The 16,133-nt window shown below is 54.1% G+C and carries 13 protein-coding genes, 2 other RNA genes and 1 pseudogene; 10 read left to right on the forward strand and 6 right to left on the reverse strand.

Going from position 1 to position 16,133, the window contains the following annotated elements:
• Positions 1 to 27 precede the first annotated feature (27 nt).
• Positions 28 to 161: non-coding RNA, RtT sRNA (locus tag ACLJZ5_RS10230), on the forward strand.
• A 35-nt stretch (positions 162 to 196) separates the two neighbouring features.
• A non-coding RNA gene (locus tag ACLJZ5_RS10235) (RtT sRNA) lies at positions 197 to 315 on the forward strand.
• On the opposite strand, the gene ACLJZ5_RS10240 is transcribed toward ACLJZ5_RS10235, so the two are convergent.
• Entirely contained in the window at positions 306 to 1,313 is a 1,008-nt protein-coding gene (locus ACLJZ5_RS10240) for a substrate-binding domain-containing protein (RefSeq protein ID WP_024798353.1), read from the reverse strand. The two genes, ACLJZ5_RS10235 and ACLJZ5_RS10240, sit on opposite strands and share 10 nt — an antisense overlap.
• 149 nt (positions 1,314 to 1,462) lie before the next feature.
• Between ACLJZ5_RS10240 and ACLJZ5_RS10245 the strand changes: the two genes are divergently transcribed.
• From ACLJZ5_RS10245 to dppF, 7 genes are all read left to right on the forward strand, one after another.
• On the forward strand, positions 1,463 to 2,587 hold the full coding sequence (locus ACLJZ5_RS10245; protein ID WP_024798352.1) for an aryl-sulfate sulfotransferase: 1,125 nt from the start codon (positions 1,463 to 1,465) through the stop codon (positions 2,585 to 2,587).
• A 57-nt stretch (positions 2,588 to 2,644) separates the two neighbouring features.
• A complete protein-coding gene (locus ACLJZ5_RS10250) occupies positions 2,645 to 3,970 on the forward strand; it encodes a uracil-xanthine permease family protein (RefSeq protein ID WP_001136076.1) in 1,326 nt (441 codons plus the stop codon).
• 555 nt (positions 3,971 to 4,525) lie between these two features.
• On the forward strand, positions 4,526 to 6,133 hold the full coding sequence (dppA, locus tag ACLJZ5_RS10255) for a dipeptide ABC transporter periplasmic-binding protein DppA (RefSeq protein WP_000028047.1): 1,608 nt from the start codon (positions 4,526 to 4,528) through the stop codon (positions 6,131 to 6,133).
• Between the two features lie 156 nt (positions 6,134 to 6,289).
• Complete coding sequence (gene dppB, locus ACLJZ5_RS10260; protein WP_000938843.1) at positions 6,290 to 7,309, forward strand: dipeptide ABC transporter permease DppB; 1,020 nt, start codon at positions 6,290 to 6,292, stop codon at positions 7,307 to 7,309.
• A 9-nt stretch (positions 7,310 to 7,318) separates the two neighbouring features.
• Complete coding sequence (dppC, locus tag ACLJZ5_RS10265; protein ID WP_000084690.1) at positions 7,319 to 8,221, forward strand: dipeptide ABC transporter permease DppC; 903 nt, start codon at positions 7,319 to 7,321, stop codon at positions 8,219 to 8,221.
• Between the two features lie 10 nt (positions 8,222 to 8,231).
• A complete protein-coding gene (gene dppD, locus ACLJZ5_RS10270) occupies positions 8,232 to 9,215 on the forward strand; it encodes a dipeptide ABC transporter ATP-binding protein (protein WP_024798351.1) in 984 nt (327 codons plus the stop codon).
• Positions 9,212 to 10,225: a dipeptide ABC transporter ATP-binding subunit DppF gene (gene dppF / locus ACLJZ5_RS10275; protein WP_024798350.1), complete on the forward strand. Its 1,014-nt coding sequence runs from the start codon at positions 9,212 to 9,214 to the stop codon at positions 10,223 to 10,225. The genes dppD and dppF overlap by 4 nt, the downstream gene beginning before the upstream one ends.
• Positions 10,226 to 10,535: 310 nt before the next feature.
• On the opposite strand, the gene ACLJZ5_RS10280 is transcribed toward dppF, so the two are convergent.
• Positions 10,536 to 11,834, reverse strand: coding sequence for an aromatic amino acid transport family protein (locus ACLJZ5_RS10280; protein WP_001150163.1), 1,299 nt, complete (start codon positions 11,832 to 11,834; stop codon positions 10,536 to 10,538).
• 117 nt (positions 11,835 to 11,951) lie between these two features.
• A pseudogene (locus ACLJZ5_RS10285) lies at positions 11,952 to 12,172 on the reverse strand (PLP-dependent transferase); the annotation flags it as partial.
• A gap of 293 nt (positions 12,173 to 12,465) precedes the next feature.
• On the opposite strand from ACLJZ5_RS10285, the gene ACLJZ5_RS10290 reads away from it, so the two are divergent.
• A complete protein-coding gene (locus ACLJZ5_RS10290; RefSeq protein ID WP_001537650.1) occupies positions 12,466 to 12,573 on the forward strand; it encodes a type I toxin-antitoxin system toxin Ldr family protein in 108 nt (35 codons plus the stop codon).
• A gap of 81 nt (positions 12,574 to 12,654) precedes the next feature.
• On the opposite strand, the gene bcsG is transcribed toward ACLJZ5_RS10290, so the two are convergent.
• The 3 genes from bcsG to bcsE are packed head-to-tail and all read right to left on the reverse strand — an operon-like array spanning position 12,655 to position 16,090.
• A complete protein-coding gene (bcsG, locus tag ACLJZ5_RS10295; RefSeq protein ID WP_024798349.1) occupies positions 12,655 to 14,334 on the reverse strand; it encodes a cellulose biosynthesis protein BcsG in 1,680 nt (559 codons plus the stop codon).
• Positions 14,331 to 14,522 carry a cellulose biosynthesis protein BcsF gene (gene bcsF, locus ACLJZ5_RS10300; protein WP_000988321.1) on the reverse strand — a complete coding sequence of 64 codons (192 nt, stop codon included), beginning with the start codon at positions 14,520 to 14,522 and terminating at the stop codon, positions 14,331 to 14,333. Before bcsF ends, bcsG begins: the two co-directional genes overlap by 4 nt.
• Positions 14,519 to 16,090, reverse strand: a complete 1,572-nt coding sequence (gene bcsE, locus ACLJZ5_RS10305) for a cellulose biosynthesis c-di-GMP-binding protein BcsE (RefSeq protein ID WP_023197652.1) — start codon at positions 16,088 to 16,090, stop codon at positions 14,519 to 14,521. The genes bcsF and bcsE overlap by 4 nt, the downstream gene beginning before the upstream one ends.
• Positions 16,091 to 16,133: the final 43 nt, after the last annotated feature.

Below are 16,133 nucleotides of genomic sequence, written 5' to 3' on the forward strand. Positions count from 1 at the left end.
AAACCCTGCTCAACGAGCAGGGTTTTTTGCATCTGAAGCCTGACGAGGATGAGAACCTCCGGGGGCAAGAGGTTCGACTCGAGCGCAGCGAGAGAACGTTGCGTCAGCAACGGCCCGCAGGGCGAGCCACGCAGTGGCGAGTCATCCTCTATCACCGACCAAATTCAGAAACCCTGCTCAACGAGCAGGGTTTTTTGCATCTGAAGCCTGACGAGGATGAGAACCTCCGGGGGCAAGAGGTTCGACCCGAGCGAAGCGAGAGAACGTTGCGCCAGCAACGGCCCGCAGTGGCAAGTCATCCTCTGTCACCGGCAGGTTGACGCTCGCACCACCAGTTCAGGCATGATCCCGTCGCTGTAGCTGACCTTCTCACCCGACAGAACGGCAAACAGGAGCGTGATTGCCTGTCGCGCCACCTCATCAAGATGCATATTCACTGCCGTCAGCGGCGGCAGCGATTCGCGCGCGCGGATACCGTCATAGCGGGTAACCACCCGCATTTGTTCAGGTATGGCGATGTCTTGTTCCTGGAAAGCCCGTACCGCGCCGCTGGCAAAGGTGTCGATCAGCACCAGCACGCCGTCAACGTCGGGATGCGCCTGTAATAGCTGCTGCGCGGCCTGGTAGCCGGCATTTTCACCCTCGCTTTCATTGAGAGAGTAGACGACGGGGTCCTGGCGCCCCGCGCACCAGCGCTGGTAAGCCGCTTCGCTCTCCAGAACTGATGTTCGCCGTGTGTTACCGACAAATAACGCACATTTGCTGGCGCCGGAGGCCTCCAGATGCGTTAGCAGAAGCTGTGCTGTTGCCGCCGAGTGCAGCTCCACCCACGGCACAGGCGTGTCGGTCCCCGGCGTGCGGCCAATGGTGACGCAGGGAATGCCCGCTTGCGCCAGCGCCTGGAGCTGCGGGTCATTCTCCGCCGGCTCAATCAGGATCGCCGCGTCAAAGCTGACGGCATCCTGTGGATTTGCCCCCGGCGGCACCAGAATCAGCGCATGCTGTTTTTCCAGCGCCATCATCGCGGACGTTAACGCCACCTCCATCATAAATCCCAGTCGTGACGCGCCGGAGGCAATCGCCAGCGGCACCGAAGAGAGCAAGGCAATGGTATTGGTTTTGCCGGTTCGTAACTGGCGGGCGCGAATATTCGGCGTGTAGTTGAGCGCAACAATGGCCTCTTCAATACGCCGTCGCGTCTGCGGCTCGACAAAGCGGGTGTTGTGCAATGCATTGGATACCGTCCCTGGCGACACGCCTGCATGGCGGGCAACATCAATCAACTTTGCGCGTTTTTTATTTTGAACAGCCATCTGCTTCCTGACCTGCGAAAATTTGCGCACAGGGTAGCATATTTACCAGACGGTAACGTTTGCTTTTTTTCGGTGAGGATCGTAAAAAACTCTTCATTAAAACGTTTTAATGGGGTATTTTGGCGCAAATTTATTCCTCAGGAGGCGATGTGGCACACTTAACTCAGGATTCGACTTTCACCCTTGGACGCCGTCTGGCGGGCCTTATCTACGCTGATAAGGCGAAGAGCTTTGGCGGCTATACGCTTTTTGCGCCGCAAACCGCCGAAGGGCGGGTTTACCTGGTGGACGAGCAGGGCGAAGTCGCGCATCAGTGGCAGCTTCCGGTTCGCGCCGGGCGTGATGCGGTGCTGCTGCCGAACGGTAATCTGGGTTATAACGGCAGCCACCGCACTTCAGCGAACCTCTATCCGGCGTGGGATCTCTGGCACGGCGGCGACTTCTACGAAGTGACGCCGGATAACGAAATCGTCTGGCATTACGAAGATATTTACCATCACCATGATGCGCAATGGTTGGCGAACGGTAATCTGTTGTATACCGCCGCGTCGCCGTTACCTGCCGATATCGCCGCCCGTGTTACCGGCGGCGACCCGCGACGTGATGCGCCGGACGGCGTGATTCAGAGTGACGTCGTCAAAGAGGTCAATCGCGACGGTGAAGTGGTCTGGGAATGGCGTGCCTGGGAGCATTTGAATCCGGAAGATTTCCCGATTCATGATATTTTCGACCGCCGCCACTGGCCGATGATTAACGGCCTGTCCGTCACCCGTGATGGCCTGGTACTGATGAGCCTGCGTACCACTTCCGGCGTCATTGCCGTGGATAAAGAGAGCGGGAAGGTTATCTGGCATGCAGGGCAGGAAGTCGTAGCGCAGCAGCACACGCCGGTTGAGATGGAGAACGGGTCGATTCTGGTTTTCGATAACGGCAACCTGCGTCCCGGCGTCACCTCGCCGCATTCCACGGTGCTGGAGTTCGATCCGCAGACCAAAGCGATTACCTGGCAGTATCGCGATATCTTCCCGCCGGCGTTTTTCTCGCCGTATATGGGGAGCGCGCAGCGGCTGGCGAACGGCAACACCTTTATCTGTGAATCGGCGTTTGGCCGCCTGTTTGAAGTCACCCCGGAAGGCGAAACGGTATGGGAATATATCATTCCGTTCTTTAATGAATATCCGGAGCACCTCAGTAAAGGCATTATTCCTGGAAAACAGAACAGCGCCTTCCGTGCGCATCGCTATGCCGCTGATGCCATTAGTTGGTTGAAATAATACAGACCGCCAGCCCGCGCTGGCGGTTATTTTTTTGATGTTTTATGGGAGTTAATCATGCCGCAACCTGGCCTTACTACGCCGGATAACGATGCATTACCCTGGCAAACCACCTTACTTTTGGCGCTTCAGCATGTGCTGGTCGTTGCCGCCACCCCCATTACCTCCGTCTTTCTGATCGCCAAAGCGCTCCACTTTACCGATACGGTGACCGCCTCGGTACTTAGCGCGACCTTTCTGATGTGCGGTCTGGGCGCTATTCTGCAAAGCCTGGGTGTGAAAGGGGTGGGCGCGCGTTTGCCGTTTATTATGGTACCGGGGGGCGCGCCGATTGCGATTTTCGTTGCGATCGCTTTACAGACCAATATCCAGACCGCGATTGGCGCCGTAATTCTGACCTCGCTGTTCTACTTTATCGCGTTGCCGATTTTCCGCCGCTGCCTGCACCATTTTCCCCCCTTTATCATTGGCATCATGCTGCTAATGGTGTCGATTAACCTTATTCGCCTGTACGGCGGGTTGATCATTGGCCAGCCAGGGAGCGCCGACTTCGCTCATCCAACCAGTATCATTTTATCGCTGGGGACTATCCTGATAACGCTGATTTTCGCGCTGGCGTTTAGCGGTATTTTGCGCCAGCTGGCGGTGATGTTCGGCCTTTTAGCGGGAACGCTGCTGGGAATGGCGCTGGGCAGCACCGATTTTAGCGGTGTTGGTCACGGGCCGCTGTTTAGTTTCCCACAGCTTTTGCCGTTCGGCTGGCCGATTTTTGATCTCTCCGCCTCGCTGCCGTTGCTGATTTACGCGGTCATCTCTATGGCTGAAGCAACCGGGCAAACGATTGCGACCGCGGAAATAGTCAATTCCACGCAAAATGTGCAGCAGGCGATTCCACGTACCATTCGTGGTGATGCGGTAATGTCGCTGCTGGGGGGGATTTTTGGCACCTCCTTAATTATCACCTCCGGCGAAAATATTGGGGTGGTACGCACCACTAATGTGAAATCGCGTTTCGTGACTGCGGCTGCCGGAGGATTGTTAATCCTGATTGCCATATTCGCGCCGCTGGTACGTCTGGCGACCTGTCTGCCAGGTTCGGTGGTGTGCGGTACGGCGGTGATTGTCTTCAGCATTATCGGGGTTATCGGTATTGATATGATTGCGCGTGAGCCACTGCATACGCCGGGTAAAACCTACGCGCTGGCGATGGGGTTGGCCATGGGAATGCTTCCTATACTGGTACCCGGCCTGTATCAGAATTTTCCGGCGGGCGTACAGATGGTCTTTGGCAACGGCATGGCAGCGGGGACGTTGACGGCGATTCTGGTGAACTCGTTGTTTAACTGGAGCGAAAAGCGCACGCAGGCCAGGGTCAAAAGTTAGTTTTTGTGATCGCGGTAGGCCGCACGACGGCCTACTTATTTACAATTTTGTGACATATTCGATGGTGTTTTTCAATGTCCGTATAACTCTTTTTTGCACACGGCTTATGGATAACCTCAGCATTTTCGCCTGTGCGTTTTAGCGTTAGTGGTATTAATCGCTCAGATAATCAACATATCGAAAGAAATTTTTCAATTAATGTCTAATTGTTAATCACTAACTGTTGCAAAATATTAAGTGAATAACTCTGCCTTTCTGCCTATAGCACAAATTTCCCTGCTGAAAATACCCTTCTGAACTTTTTTTAATCTTTGTTTGTTAATTCTCACCGTTGTTGTAAAAGCTGGTTACCTGTATTGACGTTTTGACATTCTATTGACAGATTGTAGGGAATGAGGGGCATTTTATGGAGAATCCGCACTGCAACTCAGTCGATTATGCGAACGGAATCCCCACCTCTCACTACTGACCTGACCAGGTAAAAAACAAAAAAGGCCGGGCGGTAAAAGCCTTTGCAAAGGGCAAAACAACATACATCACAATTGGAGCAGAAGAATGAGTATTTCCTTGAAGAAGTCAGGGATGCTGAAGCTTGGTTTGAGCCTGGTGGCTATGACCGTTGCAGCAAGCGTGCAGGCCAAAACCCTGGTTTATTGTTCAGAAGGCTCGCCGGAAGGCTTTAACCCACAGCTCTTTACGTCTGGCACCACCTATGATGCCAGCTCCGTACCTATCTATAACCGTCTGGTTGAATTCAAAACCGGCACCACGGAAGTGATCCCGGGTCTTGCTGAGAAGTGGGATATCAGCGAAGACGGTAAAACCTATACGTTCCACCTACGTAAAGGGGTGAAATGGCAATCCAGCAAGGATTTCAAACCCACGCGCGAGCTGAACGCCGATGATGTCGTGTTCTCTTTTGACCGGCAGAAAAACGAGCAGAACCCGTACCATAAAGTGTCTGGCGGCAGCTATGAATACTTTGAAGGCATGGGGCTGCCGGATCTGATTAGCGAAGTGAAGAAGGTAGACGATCACACGGTGCAGTTTGTGCTGACGCGTCCGGAAGCGCCGTTCCTTGCCGATTTAGCCATGGACTTCGCCTCTATTCTTTCCAAAGAATATGCTGACAACATGCTGAAAGCCGGTACGCCGGAAAAAGTGGATCTGAACCCGGTCGGCACTGGCCCGTTCCAACTGGTGCAATATCAGAAAGACTCCCGCATTCTCTACAAAGCCTTTGACGGCTACTGGGGCACGAAGCCGCAGATCGACCGTCTGGTCTTCTCCATCACGCCTGACGCCTCTGTGCGTTACGCCAAACTGCAGAAGAACGAATGTCAGGTGATGCCGTATCCGAACCCGGCGGATATTGCGCGCATGAAAGAAGATAAAAACATCAACCTGATGGAGCAGGCTGGTCTGAACGTGGGTTATCTCTCCTATAACGTACAGAAAAAACCGCTGGATGATGTCAAAGTTCGCCAGGCGTTGACCTATGCCGTGAATAAAGAGGCCATCATCAAAGCCGTTTATCAGGGCGCGGGCGTTGCGGCGAAAAACCTGATCCCGCCGACAATGTGGGGCTACAACGACGATATTAAAGACTACGGCTACGATCCGGAAAAAGCGAAGGCGCTGCTGAAAGAAGCCGGTCTGGAAAAAGGCTTCACCATCGATCTGTGGGCGATGCCGGTACAGCGTCCCTATAACCCGAATGCGCGTCGTATGGCGGAAATGATCCAGGCGGACTGGGCGAAGATTGGCGTTCAGGCCAAAATTGTCACCTATGAATGGGGCGAATACCTCAAGCGCGCTAAAGATGGCGAGCACCAGACGGTGATGATGGGCTGGACCGGCGATAATGGCGATCCGGATAACTTCTTCGCCACGCTGTTCAGCTGCGATGCCGCCCAGCAAGGCTCCAACTATTCAAAATGGTGTTATAAGCCGTTTGAAGACCTGATTCAGCCTGCGCGTGCGACCGACGACCATAACAAGCGTATTGAGCTCTATAAACAGGCCCAGGTTGTGATGCATGACCAGGCGCCAGCGCTAATCATCGCTCACTCCACGGTTTATGAGCCAGTACGTAAAGAAGTTAAAGGCTATGTGGTTGATCCATTAGGCAAACATCACTTCGAAAACGTCTCTGTCGAATAATTAAAAGAGCGCTGCGCCCCGGTGTTGTGTAGGCCGGATAAGCGCAGCGCCATCCGGCGTAATGCTTTATCCGCGATGCAGTTTGCGTGGGATAAGATTTGTGAGCAATACAGACTCACGGTTCCAGGCCGTGGGTCATGAGAGAGAATTCGGGTTATGTTGCAGTTCATTCTCCGACGTTTGGGACTCGTTATCCCGACGTTTATCGGTATTACCCTTCTCACCTTTGCCTTTGTCCACATGATCCCCGGCGATCCGGTGATGATCATGGCGGGTGAGCGAGGTATTTCCCCTGAGCGTCATGCTCAACTGCTGGCTGAACTCGGTCTTGATAAACCGATGTGGCAGCAGTACCTCCATTATATCTGGGGGGTGATGCATGGCGATTTAGGCATCTCGCTGAAAAGCCGAATCCCTGTATGGGACGAGTTTGTGCCTCGCTTTAAAGCGACGCTGGAACTTGGCGTCTGCGCCATGATTTTTGCCGTCGCCGTGGGGATTCCGGTGGGCGTGCTGGCCGCAGTGAAGCGCGGTTCTATCTTCGATCACACTGCCGTTGGCCTGGCGCTGACCGGTTACTCTATGCCTATCTTCTGGTGGGGCATGATGCTGATCATGCTGGTCTCCGTCCACTGGAACCTGACGCCGGTTTCCGGGCGCGTGAGCGATATGGTGTTCCTTGATGATACCAATCCGTTGACGGGCTTTATGCTGATCGACACCGCTATCTGGGGCGAAGAGGGTAACTTTATTGATGCGCTGGCGCATATGATCCTGCCTGCGATGGTGCTCGGCACAATCCCGCTGGCCGTCATTGTGCGTATGACCCGTTCGTCGATGCTGGAAGTGCTGGGGGAGGATTACATCCGTACCGCACGCGCCAAAGGGTTGACCAGGATGCGCGTCATTATCGTTCATGCTCTGCGTAACGCCATGCTGCCAGTCGTCACCGTGATCGGCCTGCAGGTGGGTACGCTGCTGGCGGGCGCGATTCTGACAGAAACTATCTTCTCGTGGCCCGGTCTGGGGCGCTGGCTGATCGATGCGCTGCAACGCCGCGATTATCCGGTAGTGCAGGGCGGCGTGTTACTGGTAGCGACGATGATTATTCTCGTCAACCTGCTGGTAGACCTGCTGTACGGCGTGGTGAACCCGCGTATTCGGCATAAGAAGTAAGGGGCCATCATGTCACAGGTTACTGAAAATAATGTTAATGCCGCACCGGCGCCCATGACGCCATTGCGGGAGTTCTGGCACTATTTTAAACGCAACAAAGGCGCGGTCGTCGGGCTGGCGTATGTTCTCATCGTGATCCTGATTGCGGTGTTTGCCAACTTTATTGCGCCGTACAACCCGGCAGAGCAGTTCCGCGATGCGCTGCTGGCGCCGCCGGTCTGGCAGGAAGGCGGCAGTTGGGCGCATATTCTGGGAACGGATGATGTTGGTCGCGATGTCCTCTCGCGCCTGATGTATGGCGCGCGTTTGTCACTGCTGGTCGGCTGTCTGGTGGTCGTCCTGTCGCTGGTAATGGGGATTATTCTCGGCCTGGTCGCGGGCTACTTCGGCGGTCTGGTCGATAACATCATCATGCGCGTGGTCGATATTATGCTGGCCCTGCCGAGCCTGCTGCTGGCGCTGGTGCTGGTGGCGATCTTCGGCCCCTCCATCGGCAACGCTGCGCTGGCGTTGACGTTTGTGGCGCTGCCGCACTATGTCCGCTTAACCCGCGCGGCGGTTCTGGTAGAGGTGAACCGCGATTATGTGACTGCCTCCCGCGTGGCGGGCGCAGGCGCGATGCGTCAGATGTTCGTCAATATTTTCCCGAACTGCCTTGCGCCGCTGATCGTTCAGGCATCGCTCGGTTTCTCTAACGCCATTCTCGATATGGCCGCCCTCGGCTTTCTTGGCATGGGCGCACAGCCGCCTACGCCGGAATGGGGCACCATGCTCTCTGATGTATTGCAGTTCGCGCAAAGCGCCTGGTGGGTCGTGACCTTCCCGGGGCTGGCGATTCTGCTGACGGTACTGGCATTTAACCTGATGGGTGACGGTCTGCGTGACGCGCTCGATCCCAAACTGAAGCAGTAAGAGGTTCGAGATGGCGTTATTAAATGTAGATCAATTATCGGTGCACTTCGGCGACGAAGGCACACCGTTTAAAGCCGTCGACCGCATTAGCTACAGCGTGAAGCAGGGTGAGGTGGTCGGTATTGTCGGCGAGTCTGGTTCCGGCAAATCCGTCAGCTCGCTGGCGATTATGGGGCTTATCGATTACCCAGGCCGCGTGATGGCGGAAAACCTGCTCTTTAACGGACAGGATCTGAAGCGCATTTCCGAGAAGGAACGTCGCAACCTGGTGGGCGCTGAAGTGGCGATGATTTTCCAGGACCCGATGACCAGCCTCAATCCTTGCTATACCGTTGGCTTTCAGATTATGGAAGCCATCAAGGTACACCAGGGTGGGAACAAGAAAACCCGTCGTCAGCGAGCGATTGACCTGTTGAACCAGGTGGGCATTCCCGATCCGGCCTCTCGTCTGGATGTCTATCCGCACCAGCTTTCTGGCGGCATGAGTCAGCGCGTGATGATTGCGATGGCAATAGCCTGTCGACCAAAGCTGTTAATTGCTGATGAACCAACCACGGCGCTGGATGTGACCATTCAGGCGCAAATCATTGAGCTGCTGCTGGAGTTGCAGCAAAAAGAGAACATGGCGCTGGTGCTGATTACCCATGACCTGGCGCTGGTGGCGGAAGCGGCGCACAAAATTATCGTCATGTACGCCGGGCAGGTCGCCGAAACAGGCGCTGCGCAGGATATTTTCCGCGCGCCGCGTCATCCGTATACCCAGGCATTGCTACGTGCGTTACCGGAGTTTGCGCAAGATAAAGCGCGTCTGGCGTCGCTGCCGGGCGTGGTGCCGGGGAAATATGACCGACCGACGGGTTGTCTGCTTAACCCGCGCTGCCCCTACGCCACGGACAGATGTCGTGCGGAAGAACCTGCTCTCAACCAACTGGACGATGGACGTCAGTCAAAATGTCATTACCCACTCGATGATGCCGGGAGGCCCACACTATGAGCACGCATGAGGCCACCTTGCAACAGCCGCTGTTGCGGGCTATCGACCTGAAAAAACACTATCCGGTGAAGAAGGGGATCTTTTCTCCGGAACGGCTGGTAAAAGCGCTGGACGGCGTGTCGTTTAATCTCGAACGCGGTAAAACGCTGGCCGTAGTGGGGGAGTCCGGTTGTGGAAAATCCACACTGGGTCGCCTGCTGACGATGATTGAAGTGCCAACCGGCGGCGAGCTGTATTACCAGGGGCAGGATCTGCTCAAACACGATCCGCACGCGCAGAAACTGCGGCGGCAGAAAATTCAGATTGTGTTTCAGAACCCCTACGGTTCCCTGAACCCACGCAAGAAAGTGGGGCAAATTCTGGAAGAGCCGTTGCTGATCAATACCAGCCTGAGTAAAGCGCAGCGTCGTGAAAAAGCGCTGGCGATGATGGCGAAGGTGGGGCTGAAAACCGAGCACTACGACCGCTATCCGCATATGTTCTCCGGTGGCCAGCGTCAGCGTATCGCTATCGCCCGCGGTCTGATGCTTGATCCGGACGTAGTGATTGCCGACGAACCGGTCTCCGCGCTCGACGTGTCGGTGCGCGCTCAGGTGCTGAACCTGATGATGGATTTGCAACAGGATATGGGGCTGTCTTATGTCTTTATTTCGCACGACCTGTCGGTGGTGGAACACATTGCCGATGAAGTGATGGTCATGTACTTAGGCCGCTGCGTGGAGAAGGGCACGAAAGACCAGATCTTCAACAACCCGCGTCATCCGTACACCCAGGCGTTGCTCTCCGCCACGCCGCGGCTGAATCCGGACGATCGCCGTGAGCGGATTAAGCTGACCGGCGAGTTGCCGAGCCCGCTGAACCCGCCGCCGGGCTGCGCCTTCAACGCCCGCTGCCGCCGTCGCTTCGGACCCTGCACGCAGTTACAGCCGCAGCTTAAAGAGTACGACGGCCAGTTGGTGGCCTGCTTTGCCGTCGATCAGGATGAAAACCCGCAGAAACCGTTGAGTTAATTGCGTTTTATGCCGGATGGCGGCTGCGCCTTATCAAGCCTACACCGTACCTGTAGGCCTGGTAAGCGTAGCGCCACCGGGCAGGGCTCTCCGGTACGACTTAGAGCCTATCCCATTAGGGCTTATTTTACTTGCCATTTTGGTCCTGGGCAGTGCTCGCCAAAACGCGTTAGCGTTTTGAACGCCGCTAGCGGCGGCCCGAAGGGCGAGCGTAGCGAGTTAAACCTCACGTACTACGTGTACGCTCCGGTTTTTGCGCGCTGTCCGTGTCCAAACTGGCTGTGCCAATAACGCCTGGTGGGATAGGCTTTTATTCAATCAATTTTAATAACGGCGACAGGCACAACAATATTCCATATAACAGAATAAGCCAGGTTTTCAGGCCGCGTAATTTTTCCAGTTGCGCTACTTTATAAATCAGGAAAAAGGGAATAATACACGCGACAATGCCATAGAGCGGACTGCCTAACTGGAAAAAGACCAATACTGAGACGCGAAACGAAACCCAGATAACCAGAGTCACCACGATAAAGACACAGATTCCAGATGTCAGTAACAGTGGGTTGACGTTTTTGACATCCATAATACGACTCAATACATTCAGCACAATACCTTTAAGCGCTTCGTGAAAACCTAAATAAATACCAAAGAACGCGGTAAGTACGGCAAAAATATTGAGGATGGTAGAGGTAATGTGGATGATATGGCCAGGGATTACCTGAGCTGCCAGCGCAAGGGCGGAAATATTCTGCTCGAACGCTGATACCGCCTCTTCATGGCTAATCGAAAAGGTAAACGAGAACGAGAAAAAGAGAATAATGGCAATCAGCGTAATATAGCTAATGCGATGCGTGCGAATCGCCATCCGGGTGGCCAGCACACGGTCAGGTTCGCGCTTACGATAGGCGATGTTCATTGGGTTTAGCACCTGAATGAAGACCGCAGAAAAGAAGCAAAATGGGATAGTGAGCAGTACGTCGCGAAAGAAAACCGATGCGGCGGGAAAGGCGGAAATATTATCAAGATTCCAGTGTGGGATCATCGCAAAACCGAATATCAGAATGATCCCGACTTTTACCACCACCATCGGGCCGGAAATTTTAAATAATAACTTTTCCCCGCCGGAGGCAATCGCCACCAGCACGGCGAAAATCGCGACTTTATAGATAATAGACTGCGAAAGATCGGCCTCAGTAAGGCCGAAGGTTTTGATATAGGAGGCGCTATCAAACACCACCGACAGGGAATAAATAAACACCCCGTGGATAATCATAAGAAAATAGATTACACCGAGAAAAATGCCCCAGTTTTTGCCAAGATAGTGACTGATAATATCCGTATAATCGTCACAGGTTTCGCTTTCAGATAACGTTTTTAGATAAATATCCTGCACAATATAGGTAGCGGGATAGGCGATGATAAAAGCGGTAATAAATACCCAGATCCCCTTGAGACCGATTTGCACTGGCATTAAGACGGTACCGGCGCCGATCGCCATTCCGATACACAAGAGCACCCAGCCAAAATCATATTTTGTAAACGGTAATCTCGTTGAAAGCGGTGTGGTCGTAGCGTTACTGTTATTTAATGGTAATGTGTCGTCCTGCATAGAGCCCCCTGCCCAAAATATACGCAGCTCTCTCATAAAGAATGCTGCCTATAACCAGGCTATAGTGCCTTGATACCCGATGCGGCAAACCGGTGACAGCGGTTCGCCGAGCAATCGTCAGAATGCTGCTTTTCTGCTGGCGCGTTCAAGGTCATGAATAATATCGTCGGGATCTTCAGGTCCCGCTGAAAGACGGATAAGTTCGTCGGTAATACCTGCTTTTAGCCATTCCTCTGGCGCAACAGGCGAATATGTCATAGACGCAGGATGCTGAACGAGGGTTTCGGTATCACCGGGACTGGCCGCGAGGAGGCATAATTTACAGAATTGAGCGGCTGACTGCCAGCCTCAGAAATGCTGAATGTTAAAAGTAATCGTCTGCGAAGCGTCACGCAGATTGCACGTTAGCGCCGTGCCGTGCCGGGGATTTTGCCGTAATATCAGCAGCAAGCCGGGTTTACCCGGTGAGGCGCAATGTTGCGGGGGCTTGATCCCCGGCGGCATAGGTTGCTGGATAGAGAAAACCCCCGCACGTTGACTGGTATAAACCTGGCAACCTGACGGGGGCTAACTTGAACCTCAACACATCAAGGATAGCCGCGAACGGTTGCCATTGCAACAAGGCGGCTATATGACGCTTACGCAGTTGGGCGTGGCCTTCTGGCACGATCTGGCGGCGCCGATCATTGCTGGCATTATCGCCAGTGTGATCGTCAACTGGCTACGTGACAGGAAGTAACGCGTTTTGAGCGTCTGTCCGCCGTAATGGCAACATGCGCCCGAACCAGGCCGCAGGGGAAACCTTGCGGCCTTTTTCGGTTTACTGCGGGTAAGGCACCCAGTCGCCGCCATTCAGACGAACGTATGGCTTACCCTGGTACTGAATCACCACCGCATTAGCGTTTTCTGAAACCGGCGCGGTTTGCGGCAGATTGCTGGTCAGCTTGTTCCAGTTCACACTGTCTTTGGTAAAGAGCTTACCGTCCACGGCGCGTACGACCAGTTCGGAAATCGCCAGGTAGCTGCTCGGCTGGTTAATATCAATCGGCGCGCCCTCATGCGGGGCTTTCATGCCAAAAAATTTCACGCCCGCCGGGACGTTGGTGATGGAGGGGCTGGGAATATCGCGCAGGCCTGATATCTGCATTCTGTCGCCCTTCAGCGCGCCGCCGTGCTCCGGTACGACGACTACCATCACCTTACGCCCGGATTTCTCCAGTTCGGTAAAGAAGGCGTCCAGTTCATCGAACAGTTTCTGCGCGCGGATTTTATAATCCGCCGTTTTGCTGACGCCGGGAAAGTGGTTGCCATCGTGCAGCGGCAGCAGGTTAAAGAACGTCGCGGAACGGGAATTGGCTTCACGTTCTTCCCCTGTTAACCAGCGGTTCAGGACCGCCAGATCGTCATATACCGGCGAGCCGTCGAATGACAGCAGGGCGGTTGGCAGGCCGGACTGGTTCATCAGTTCGCTCTGCATACCGCCGTTTTCGCGAACTTCTTTCAGGAAGCCGCCAAATTCACCGTTATGATCCATCATCAGATGCTGAGTAAAGCCCAGTTTCGCCAGATTATCAAACAGATAACATTCATTATCGGCTGGTTGATAAAGTCGGGTATGCGATGGTTGACCGCAGCTGGCGCGCAGCAGACGAATGGCCGCCGGGCCGCTGTAAGACGTACCGGAATTAAAGTGTTTAAACAAAATGTCAAAGTGCGACCATAGCGGATGTGACATCAAGCCTGCCGCTTCGACATCCGACCAGGAGAGCGAACAAATATTGATGACCAATAGGTCGAACGGCTGCGCATCAGGCGGAAGCTGCGCCGGGAACGTCGTTTTCCGCTTTTCTTCCGCGGCATAGAAGGTGTTCAACCAGGCGTTCAGATTCGCGGTCGTCGGCGGCGCGGTTTGCGCAGGCATATCGCCGATGACCGGCTTATCGCCCGCTGTCGCGACGGTAGCGGCCGCATTACCGCCAGTCGTCGTCACCGTATCGGTTGGCTGGCCTGCCGGCCACAGCGTAAAAACCGGGCCGGTTAATGTCAGGACATTCAGCCATACCATGATGGCGACCACAAACACCGTGACCCGAATCCACTGTGATAAAAAAAGCCAGGCAACCAGCAGTACGAAGATGGCGCCGATCATTTGCCAGTTAATAAAACGGGCGATCAGATCGAGCAGATAACCGGAGCTGAATTCCGCCACCTGCGTCCCCTGGCTCATAATGCTTTGCGGGCCGGGCAGCCAGGTATCATGCCAGAACAGCGCGAAGCCGACGGGAATGGCAATCCAGTGGCGCAACCGGTGAAGGCGATACTTTGGTATTGGCATGAGCAGAAACGCCATGAATACCAAATTCAGTAAAGGATGAAAATTCAGATAGCCTGCCCACAGCAGGCCAAACTTGACCAGAAAATAGAAGTTCCAGCCGGAAAGACCGCGCCAGTACTGCCAGAGCGGAGAAGGCATTGAAGGAGTTTGAGTATGCTGAGTCATTTTTTGTCTGCCTTGACTTTCGTAGCGCGGCGCAGAGTTCCGGCTGGTTTTACATAACGAGGTTTGGCAAATAGCAGCCGGGTTGTATCACTGATACGGCGTAGCGAATGACGCGCCAGATACCCCAGCGGAAAGAAAATCAGCGCGCAAAAAAGAATAATTTGCACGATATCGCTGATGGTCATCATGATGCACGCTCCGCGGTGTCGTCGAGCAATCGCAGGGGTTCAGGAATACGACGCCAGATGCGGCCATCGTGTTCGGCATTTATTACCGGGTCGGCGCGTTTTGCCAGCGGTAGCGGCGTTCCCCACAGTTCCGGCGACAATAAGCGCATCTGCACCAGCTCGGCGCTGATTTGTTTATCTTCGAACCAGACCATACGATTAGAGAAAATATCGCCCGTCGGCAAAGGGAAAATATGGTTTAACGCGGTATCCAGATCGTTGACCCGGCAGAATGATAAAAACAGCACCAGACGGTTGCCGCCGATGGTCATAATATCGCCGGTTCGGCTTGGCCGACATAATGTTAACGCCTGCTCAACCCGAATGCCCGGTACCGGGCGCAGCGCGACCAGAACGCCTTTCCCGTCGGCGGGGAGCAGGGTGTTGCTCATCATCGTATGGATGGCATCGCAGAAGGTATCCCACGGCTGAAAACCGCGCAGTTTCAACGGCTGCGTCATTGACAGTAGCGTGGTGATGTCTTCCGGTACGTAACGGCTGAACTGCTGCCCCTGCACGCTTTCAATAAGCGTCAGACAGCGTGAAAGCGGGGCGTTCCAGGGAATGATCATATTCGCGCCGCAGCCCAGCAGCAGGCGCTCATCGGTGGCGCGCAAACTGGCGATATTTTCGCGCACGACAATTTTCAGCGCGCTTCCCCGCTGGCGCCGCAAAGTATGAATGCGACGAGCAAGCGGCTCGATTTGGTTGTTCTGTGTAAGCGAAAAAATAATTGTCGCGGCCTGCGCCGTGCGTGCGTCGTTGAATAGCGCTTCGTTATTGTCGAAAAGCGTCCAGTGTTCCGAGAGCGGCGGCGCGCCTTCAAGGACGGCGACGTGGCTAAGAATGCGTTTTTCGTCGCTACGCGGCTGAATTGCCGTCTCCTCCTGATGGGATAGCGTCCAGCGTTCGTCCTGCTGACACAGCAATAACTGCTGTCGGGCGCTGACGCCTTTTTCGTTACACCAGAAGGCAATATCGAACAAATGTTGGTCGCCCTGAAAACGTAAACTGGCGAGGCCGAAAAGTGAGCGATACTCGCCCATCAACAACGAGGACTGTTTATCGCTATTATTACAAGGGTTAATAACCAACAATGAACAGTGATGAAAACGAGTCCATTTATTCATTTTTTCCAGCCATTTATGCAGGCTTTCTGACGTTATATTCCGCCACGTGTTATTTGCACAAATAAGAATGAAAAAGTAATGCGTCGGGTTAACAGAACAAAGCAAATCGTGGGGCAAAGAGTATAGCCCTTTTTCTGAATCCGGCATGGTAAATAAGCGGATTTTCTCCGGACCGTGAGATTCATCTAATTTGATTACTTTGCCAGGATCGCCTTCCATGCCGATGACGGCGACATTTGCATTCTCCGTTTGTGACGCAATCGTTTGATTCACCAGGCTGATGGCATCTTGCTGGCGATCGGCGTTAACCCACCAGACGCCGCCGGTTGGCATATGGCGCAGTTCATCCCATAATGATGAGATGCCGAGAGAAAATACGGGGTCCACAGTGTCCCTCATGTCACTATTTTAACTGTTTATCAGTTTACTAGCGAAAGCACAG

Origin of the sequence: Salmonella sp. 5800, from assembly GCF_046558195.1 — a bacterium.
Classification (GTDB): Bacteria; Pseudomonadota; Gammaproteobacteria; order Enterobacterales; family Enterobacteriaceae; genus Salmonella; species Salmonella enterica.